This is a genomic window from uncultured Mycobacterium sp. (assembly GCF_964249325.1).
In the GTDB taxonomy this organism is placed as follows: domain Bacteria; phylum Actinomycetota; class Actinomycetes; order Mycobacteriales; family Mycobacteriaceae; genus Mycobacterium.
The window spans coordinates 1-8,333 of record NZ_CAXUCH010000105.1; the positions used below are offsets into that span (position 1 = coordinate 1).

Here is an 8,333-nt window from a genome sequence, read left to right on the forward strand (position 1 = left end):
TCCGGAACGTTCGGCCTACTGCGGCTGTACCTGCGCCGCGATCGCATCGTGCTGCCGCTGTGGGTGCTGCTGCTGTCGGTGCCGCTGGCCACGGTCTACGTCGGCAGCATCGAGAAGGTGTATCCCGACCAGGCCGCCCGGGCTGCTTTTGCGGCCTCGATCATGGCCAGCCCGGCTCAGCGAGCGCTCTACGGGCAGATCTATGCGGACAACCTGGGCGCCGTCGGCATCTGGAAAGCCGGGATGTTCCACTTGCTCATCGCTGTCGCGGTGATCCTCACGGTGATTCGCCATACCCGCGCCGACGAAGAGACCGGCCGTGCCGAGTTGCTCGACTCGACGTCGGTCGGCCGATACGCCAGTCTGACGGCTGCCTTGCTGTTGTCGTCCGGGGCGTCGATTGCTACCGGTGTCATCGGTGCTGCCGGACTGCTGAGCACCGATGTTCCCTCTGGCGGATCGCTTGCCTTCGGCGCCGCGCTGGCCGCTTCCGGTCTGGTGTTCACCGCGGTGGCTGCGCTGGCGGCGCAACTGTCGCCCAGCGCCCGTTTCACCCGCAGCGCAGCCTTCTCGGTGCTGGCGGTCGCGTTTTCGCTGCGCGCCGTCGGTGACGCGGGCTCGGGTGCACTCTCCTGGCTGTCGCCGCTGGGCTGGTCGTTGCAGGTTCGGCCGTATGCCGGGGACCGCTGGTGGGTGTTGTCGCTGCATCTGCTGACGACCGTCGCGCTGACCGTCGTGGCCTACCTGCTGCTGGCGCGACGCGACGTCGGCGCGGGATTGATCGCCGAACGTCCTGGCCCCGGGAAGGCCGGCTGGTCGCTGCGCGGCGCGGCAGGCCTGGCGTGGCGGCTGGACCGCGGTGGGGTGCTGATCTGGACGGTCGGGTTGTGTCTGTACGGCGTGCTGATCGGCAGCATCGTGCACGGCATCGGCGAGGAGATCGGCAGCTCGGGCGCCCGCGACATCGTTCTGCGGATGGGCGGCACCGGCGCTGTGGAGCAGGCTTTTCTTGCGGTGGCGTTCAGCATGCTGGGGATGGCGGCTGCCGCGTTCGCGGTGTCACTAAGCCTGCGCCTACACCAGGAGGAGACCGCCGCACGGGCCGAAACGATATTGGCTGGCGCGGTCGGGCGAATGCGTTGGGCTGCAACGCATTTGACAATAGCCATCGTCGGACCGGCGGCTGCCATGCTGCTTGCCGGGGTAACGGCCGGCCTCAGCTACGGTGTCGCGGCCGGTGACGTCAGAGGCAAACTGGGCACGGTCGTCGGCACTGCGGCGGTACAGCTGCCTGCCGTGTGGCTGCTCGCGGCCGTTACGGCTGTGTTGTTCGGGCTGGCACCGAGGTTCACCCCGGTGGTTTGGGGTGTGCTGGTGGGGTTCGTCGCGGTGTATCTGATCGGTTCGCTGTCGGGCGCCCCGCACTGGGTGCTGGACCTGGAACCGTTCGCGCATATCCCTCGGGTCGGCTCCGGCGGTAACTTCACGGCGGTTCCGCTGTTGTGGTTGCTGGCGATCGATACGGCGCTGATTGTGCTGGGGGTGGCGACGTTCCGGCGACGGGATCTGCGCTATTAGTCTGCAACGGAGGACCGGTGAAAAACATTGCAAAGCTACTGGCGTTCGCGGTAGCTGGACTCCTCGTGGTGGGACTACTGCTGTTTCTTCCGGCTGGAACGTTCGATTACTGGCAGGCATGGCTTTTTATGGCGGTGTTTGTCGTCTCGACGTGGATCCCGAGCGTCTACCTGCTACGTACAAACCCCGCTGCACTCCAGCGACGGATGCGGGGCGGGCCGACGGCGGAACCGCGAACGCTGCAGAAATTCATCATCACGCTCTCGTTCTTGTCGCTGTTCGCCATGGTTGTGATCAGCGTGCTCGACCATGGTTTTGGCTGGTCGCCGGTGCCGGCGACGATCTCGGTGGTCGGCGACATCCTGGTAACGGCTGGGCTTGGCCTTGCCATGCTGGTGGTCTTCCAGAACAGCTATGCGGCCGCGACCGTGCGTGTCGAGGCCGACCAGAAACTGGTGTCGACCGGTCTTTATGGATTGGTGCGACACCCGATGTACGCCGCGAATGTGATCATGATGCTGGGCATTCCGCTCGCGCTCGGGTCCTATTGGGGACTCGTTTTCGTCATTCCCGGTTTGATTGTGCTGGCATGCCGTATCCGGGACGAAGAAAAGTTGCTCGCCGAAGAACTAGCCGGATACCGCGAATACACGCAGCAGGTGCACTACCGGTTGGTTCCGTATGTGTGGTGACGCCACCATCACCGCCGCTAAATCCACACCCCTTTGCCCACGGCAACCACTCCGCCGGCGCTGACCGCGAAGCGTTCCCGGTCCTTCTCCAAGTCGACGCCGACCATCTCGCCAGGCCCAACGACGACGTTCTTGTCCAGGATCGCGTGGCGCACCACGGCGCCGCGGCCTACCCGGGCGCCGGGCATGATTACGCTGCCTTCGACGATCGCACCGTCGTCCACGACGACGTTCGACGACAGGACCGAGTTGCGCACCGACGCCGCGGAGATGATGCTGCCCGCACCAACCACCGACTCCTGCGCGGAGCCGCCGTTGACGAACTTCGCCGGCGCCAGGTTTTCCGTCGCACCGCGGATCGGCCAGCGCTTGTTGTACAGGTTGAATACCGGATGCACCGATACCAGATCCATGTGCGCGTCGTAGAAGGCGTCCAGCGTTCCCACGTCACGCCAGTAGCCGCGGTCGCGGTCGGTGGCGCCCGGTACCTCGTTGTCGGAGAAGTCGTAGACCGCGGCTAATCCGTCGGCCACCAGGCGGGGGATGATGTCGCCGCCCATGTCGTGATCGGAGTGGTCGTCTTCGGCGTCGGCACGAATCGCGTCGATGAGCACCTTGGTGGTGAAGATGTAGTTGCCCATCGACACGAAGGTGGATTCCGGGTCGTCGGGCGTGCCCGGCGGGTCGGCCGGCTTCTCCACGAAGCTGCGGATTCGGCCGGAGTCATCGGCGTCCAGGCAACCGAATGCACTGGCTTCCGCCCGGGGCACCCGGATACCAGCCACCGTCGCGCCTGCCCCGCTGTCGATGTGAAACCTGACCATCTGCTCGGGATCCATCCGGTACACGTGGTCCGCGCCGAAAACCACTATGTAGTCGGGATCCTCGTCGTAGATCAGGTTCATCGACTGATAGATGGCGTCAGCGGAGCCGGTATACCAGCGGGGTCCCAGCCGCTGCTGGGCCGGTACTGGGGTGATGTATTCACCAGCCAGGCCGCTCAGTCGCCAATTCTGCGAAATGTGGCGGTCGAGCGAATGCGACTTGTACTGAGTAAGAACGCAGATCCTGAGATACCGGGCGTTGACGAGATTGGATAGGACGAAGTCGATGAGCCGATACGCGCCGCCGAAGGGAACCGCAGGCTTTGCCCGGTCCGCGGTTAGCGGGTAGAGCCGCTTGCCCACCCCCCCGGCCAGGACGAAGCCCAGCCCGTCCGGCGCTTCCCTCATGGCTCAAACCTATCGGCCGCCCTGAGCCCCTGCCAGCGCAATCGCTCGATTGCCCCCGTTGACGGACTGTCCGTCAAGGTATTTGACCCAGTTCGGCCTAAGGATTGCCGCCGGGCCGCAAAGGCAAACCACTACTCCTGACTTCGATGGCCCGGCTCCTCCTCGGGCCGCTGGCCACCCTCGTCGTCACCGACTGACTTCGATGGCCCGGCTCCTCCTCGGGCCGCTGGCGGCCCTCGTCGTCACCGGGCTAGCGTGCCGAGTATGCGGGTGGCAATGATGACCCGGGAGTACCCACCTGAGGTGTACGGCGGCGCCGGAGTGCACGTCACCGAGCTGGTGGCGCAGTTGCGCCGTCTGTGTGAGGTCGACGTGCACTGCATGGGCGCTCCACGCGCGGCGGCGTTCGCGCATCAACCCGACCCGCGGCTGCGCGGCGCCAACCCGGCGTTGGCGACGTTGTCGACCGATCTGGTGATGGCCAACGCGGCGGCGGGGGCCGATGTCGTGCATTCGCACACGTGGTACGCCGGGCTGGCCGGGCATTTGGCCTCGTTGCTCTACGACATCCCCCATGTGGTGACCGCGCATTCGCTGGAGCCGCTGCGGCCGTGGAAGGCCGAGCAACTCGGCGGGGGTTATCGGCTGTCGTCGTGGGTGGAGGACACTGCGTTGAACGCTGCGGACGCCGTCATCGCGGTCAGCTCCGGCATGCGTGACGACGTGCTGCGGCATTACCCCGCGCTGGATCCCAGCCGAGTGCACGTGGTGCGGAACGGGATTGACACCGATGTGTGGTACCCGACCGAGCCCCAAGCCGGCGAGTCGGTGCTAGCCCAACTCGGTGTGGACCGCAGGCGGCCCATTGTGGCGTTCGTGGGCCGTATTACCCGGCAGAAAGGCGTTGCGCACCTGGTGGCGGCGGCGCACCGGTTTAAGCCCGACCTGCAGCTGGTGCTGTGCGCCGGCGCTCCCGATACTCCGGAGATCGCCGCCGAAGTGTCCGCGGCGGTAACCGACTTGGCCCGCACACGCACCGGAGTGTTCTGGGTCCGCGACATGCTCCCTATCGGGGAGATACGCGAAATACTCTCAGCTGCAATTGTTTTCGTGTGCCCATCGGTCTATGAGCCGCTGGGCATCGTCAACCTGGAAGCCATGGCCTGTGCGACCGCGGTGGTGGCCTCCGACGTCGGCGGCATACCCGAGGTGGTCGCCGACGGAGTCACAGGGTCGCTGGTGCACTACGACCCCTCCGATCCGGCCGGCTATGAAGTCGGCCTGGCTGAAGCGGTCAACGCCCTCGTGGATGACCCTGAGAAGGCAAAGCGCTACGGCCGGGCCGGACGCCAGCGGTGCATCGACGAATTCTCCTGGGCGCACATCGCTGAGCAAACACTGGAAATTTACCGGAAAGTGTGCGCCTAGCAGCAACCGCTCGCCGGACGCCGGGTGGGTTTGGCTGAGCCCGGTTAGCTGGTGACGCCCTTCAATTCATCACCCAGAGCGGCGGCTTCGTCAGGGGTGAGTTCGACGACGAGTCGACCACCGCCCTCTAGTGGTACCCGCATCACGATGCCGCGCCCCTCCTTGGTCGCTTCCAGAGGACCGTCTCCGGTCCGGGGCTTCATCGCCGCCATCGAGTACTCCCTCCAGGTTCGAGCCGGCCCGTCGTCACGGACCTGGTCCAGGCCGGGTACGCCCCATACCCGGCATTGAACTGCCAATTCACCCCCCTATTGTTCCCTATCGGAACGAACAGGGTGTACAAGACCCGGTTCTGGAGAATCCTACTGGGCGGTCGACGGCACCCAGCAGGTGCCGAGGTGGTCGTCCACCATTCCGGTAGCCTGCATCAGGGCGTAGGCAGTGGTAGGCCCGACGAATCGAAATCCGCGCCGTTTCAATTCCCGTGCCATCGCGGTGGACTCCGCAGTGGCCGAAGGGATTTGCGAGGCATCGGTGGGCCGCGGCCGCGGTGGCGGCGCGAACGACCACAGCAACTGCGAGAGGTCGTCGGCGGATCCCAAGTCGGCCGCGCCGCGCGCGTTGGCGATGGTCGCTTCGATTTTGGCCCGGTTGCGCACGATCCCGTCGTCGGCCATCAGCCGAGCTACGTCGTCGTCGGTGTAGCTGGCGACCGTCTCAATGTCGAAGCCCGCGAAGGCCCGCCGGAAGTTCTCGCGTTTGCGCAAGATGACCAACCAGGAAAGCCCGCTTTGGAAGGCCTCCAGGCTCATCCGCTCGAACAACGCGACCCCGTCGCGCACAGGTCGGCCCCACTCCCGATCGTGATAATCGCGGTACAGGTCGGTAGCCAACGGAGCAGTGGCCCAGCCGCAACGAACCAGCCCGTCATCGGTGGGCGCACTCACCCGCGGTCCTTCCCGGCTGAAACGTCCGTGCCGCCGTCATCGTCCTCGGCCTCGGCGCCCAGCGCGTCGCGTGCTGAAAGCTGGCCGCGCAGCAGGTCGAGTTCCTGACCGAGCCGGTCCAGCACCCAGTCCACCTCACTGGTTTTGTACCCGCGCAGCACCTGGGTGAATTTCACCGCGTCGACGTCAGCGCGGGTGACACCCGAGACGGGCAACGCCGTTGCGGTGGTCGCCCGAGGCAGCGGGGGCAGCTGCTCGCCGCGGCCGAAAATCAGGCTGGCCACACCGAACAGCAGCACCGCCAAGAGGATCAAAACCACCAGATAGAGCAACACCAGCGCCACGTCACCGATCCTGCCTTATGCCATGCCGCGTAGGCCGGATAGTCAGCGTGGGCGCAGTGCGTTCATCGGCGGCCGGTCGACCAGCGAGACGGGCCAGGTGTGGGGCGTGTAGCCGTCGCCGTCGGCGAAGAACTGGGTGAGCCCGACCCCCGAGTCGCGGATGCCGCAGCGCGACAACAGCGTCGCAATGACCTGACGGCTCATTGCGCCCAGTTCGGCCAGCGACCGGTTGCGGTGTGCCCGCACGCCGAGGTTGACCTGGGCGATGGCGTCCAGGCCGAGCCGGTCGTAGGTGTCGACCAGCAAGCCGATCTCCACGCCGTAACCCGGCGCAAAGGGCAGCGACGTCAACAGTTCCCGGCTGGCGGCGTACTCGCCGCCCAGCGGCTGTAGCACGCACCCCAGCTCGGGGCGCAGCGCCGCCAGCAGTGGCCGCGCCACCAGTTCGGTGACGCGGCCTCCACCCGTGCCCCCTTCGCGGCCGACGACATTGAGGGGTCGCCGGTAGAAGCTCTTGACCAGGTGGATGCCGTCGCTTGTCAGCAAAGGGCCCACCAGCCACGGCACGAACATGGGGTCGGGGTCGATGAGGTCAGAGTCGACGAACACCACGATGTCGCCGGTGGTGGCCGCGAGCGAACGCCACAACACCTCGCCCTTTCCGGGCCGTGGCTGGACGTCGGGCAGGGCTTGTTCGCGGGTGACGACGCGGGCGCCGGCGGCAATCGCGCGGATCTCGGTGTCGTCGGTGGAGCCGGAGTCCAGCACGATCAGCTCGTCGACTAGCCCACCGACGAGCGGCGAGATGCTGTCGATGACCGATTCGATGGTTTCTTCCTCGTTGAGTGCGGGCAGCACCACGGAGATCGTCCGGTCAGCCTTCGCAGCCTGCAGCTCGGCGATCGTCCAGCCGGGGCGGTTCCAGCTGCGGTCGGACAGCCAGGTGTCCCCGGGCAGCGCGGCCATGACGCCGTCGCCGACGATATCGATCAGCTCTGATGTCGTCATGCGAGTCCTCTCACCGTGCGGGTCGGCGGACGTGTGCCGTGGATGGAGGCCACCATCTCCAGCACTCGCCGGGTCGGGGCCACCTCATGCACGCGAAACATCCGGGCACCGGCCGCGGCCGCAAGCGCAGTGGCTGCCAGTGTTCCCTCCAGCCGTTCGGTCAGCTCCACGCCGAGTGTCTCCCCGACGAAGTCCTTGTTGCTGAGCGCCATCAACACCGGCCAGCCCGTGTTGACGAGATCTGCTACATGGCGCAATAACGCTAGCCCGTGGAAGGTGTTCTTGCCGAAGTCGTGGGTGGGGTCGATCAGTATCCGGTCGCGGGCCACCCCGGCCGCCACCGCGCGTTCGGCGGCGGCGGTGACTTCGCCGATGACGTCGTCCACCACGGCGCGGGTGGTCGTCCCGTAGCTCACCCGGAACGGCCGAGTGCGCGGTGCCGCGCCGCCGGTGTGTGAGCACACCAAGCCGACGCCGAACTCGGCGGCGACCTCCGCGAGGGCGGGGTCGGCGCCGCCCCAGGTGTCGTTGATCAAATCGGCGCCCGCACTGCAGGCCTGCCGGGCTACCGACGAGCGCCAGGTGTCGACGCTGATCAGCTGGTCCGGATACACGCTGCGCAGCCATTCGATGAACGGCACCACCCGGGCGGCCTCGGTGGCGGCGTCGACGTTCTCGCCGGGACCGGCCTTGACGCCGCCGACATCAATCACGTCGGCACCGTCGGCGATCGCTTGGTGCGCCGCGGCCTTGGCCGCGTCATCGCTGAACGTGGCGCCCCGGTCGTAAAACGAATCCGGGGTGCGGTTGACGATCGCCATGATCAGCGCGCGATCAGCCGCTACCGGGCGCCCACAAAGCGTTGACTGCACTTATCTATGGTGCCTGGTCGCGGGTTTACCCGTGACGGCTGCCTTCCCGTCGATCGAGGCTGCGCCCACGGCCACTGATAGGGCCAAATCCACGCCATGGCCGCAGTCTCGATGCCACCGATGCAGGCTCGGCCGAGGCTCAGCCCTGCGGTCGCTTACCGGCTTCTGCTTCTGGGCCGGCGCGGGCCCCCCCCCATAGCGCCGGGGGCGCGTAACCGCCCCCCCACGCGCC

General features: G+C 66.7%; 9 protein-coding genes. 3 read left to right on the forward strand and 6 right to left on the reverse strand.

Going from position 1 to position 8,333, the window contains the following annotated elements:
* Together ACFE99_RS14275 and ACFE99_RS14280 are read left to right on the forward strand one after the other, a co-directional pair.
* The coding region (locus ACFE99_RS14275) for an ABC transporter permease (protein WP_375486320.1) at positions 1–1,578 on the forward strand (1,578 nt) is incomplete at its 5' end.
* 17 nt (positions 1,579–1,595) lie between these two features.
* Positions 1,596–2,270 carry a methyltransferase family protein gene (locus ACFE99_RS14280; protein ID WP_375486322.1) on the forward strand — a complete coding sequence of 225 codons (675 nt, stop codon included), beginning with the start codon at positions 1,596–1,598 and terminating at the stop codon, positions 2,268–2,270.
* A 17-nt stretch (positions 2,271–2,287) separates the two neighbouring features.
* Here the strand turns inward: ACFE99_RS14280 and glgC are convergent, their stop codons facing one another.
* The gene (gene glgC / locus ACFE99_RS14285) at positions 2,288–3,502 is read right to left on the reverse strand and encodes a glucose-1-phosphate adenylyltransferase (protein ID WP_375486324.1); all 1,215 of its coding nucleotides are present in this window, start codon (positions 3,500–3,502) and stop codon (positions 2,288–2,290) included.
* Between the two features lie 264 nt (positions 3,503–3,766).
* Here glgC and glgA point away from each other — a divergent pair, with 264 nt between their 5' ends.
* Positions 3,767–4,930 (forward strand): glycogen synthase, encoded by a 1,164-nt coding sequence (glgA, locus tag ACFE99_RS14290; protein WP_375486326.1) that lies wholly within the window; start codon positions 3,767–3,769, stop codon positions 4,928–4,930.
* Between the two features lie 44 nt (positions 4,931–4,974).
* On the opposite strand, the gene ACFE99_RS14295 is transcribed toward glgA, so the two are convergent.
* The 5 genes from ACFE99_RS14295 to folP form a co-directional block, all read right to left on the reverse strand.
* The gene (locus tag ACFE99_RS14295; RefSeq protein ID WP_003406247.1) at positions 4,975–5,142 is read right to left on the reverse strand and encodes a DUF3117 domain-containing protein; all 168 of its coding nucleotides are present in this window, start codon (positions 5,140–5,142) and stop codon (positions 4,975–4,977) included.
* Positions 5,143–5,292: 150 nt separating this feature from the next.
* Entirely contained in the window at positions 5,293–5,877 is a 585-nt protein-coding gene (locus ACFE99_RS14300) for a DNA-3-methyladenine glycosylase I (RefSeq protein ID WP_375486328.1), read from the reverse strand.
* Positions 5,874–6,221: a DivIVA domain-containing protein gene (locus ACFE99_RS14305; RefSeq protein WP_375486330.1), complete on the reverse strand. Its 348-nt coding sequence runs from the start codon at positions 6,219–6,221 to the stop codon at positions 5,874–5,876. The genes ACFE99_RS14300 and ACFE99_RS14305 overlap by 4 nt, the downstream gene beginning before the upstream one ends.
* 42 nt (positions 6,222–6,263) lie before the next feature.
* Positions 6,264–7,229, reverse strand: coding sequence for a glucosyl-3-phosphoglycerate synthase (locus ACFE99_RS14310; protein ID WP_375486332.1), 966 nt, complete (start codon positions 7,227–7,229; stop codon positions 6,264–6,266).
* Positions 7,226–8,050: a dihydropteroate synthase gene (folP, locus tag ACFE99_RS14315; RefSeq protein WP_375486343.1), complete on the reverse strand. Its 825-nt coding sequence runs from the start codon at positions 8,048–8,050 to the stop codon at positions 7,226–7,228. The genes ACFE99_RS14310 and folP overlap by 4 nt, the downstream gene beginning before the upstream one ends.
* Between the last annotated feature and the right edge of the window lie 283 nt (positions 8,051–8,333).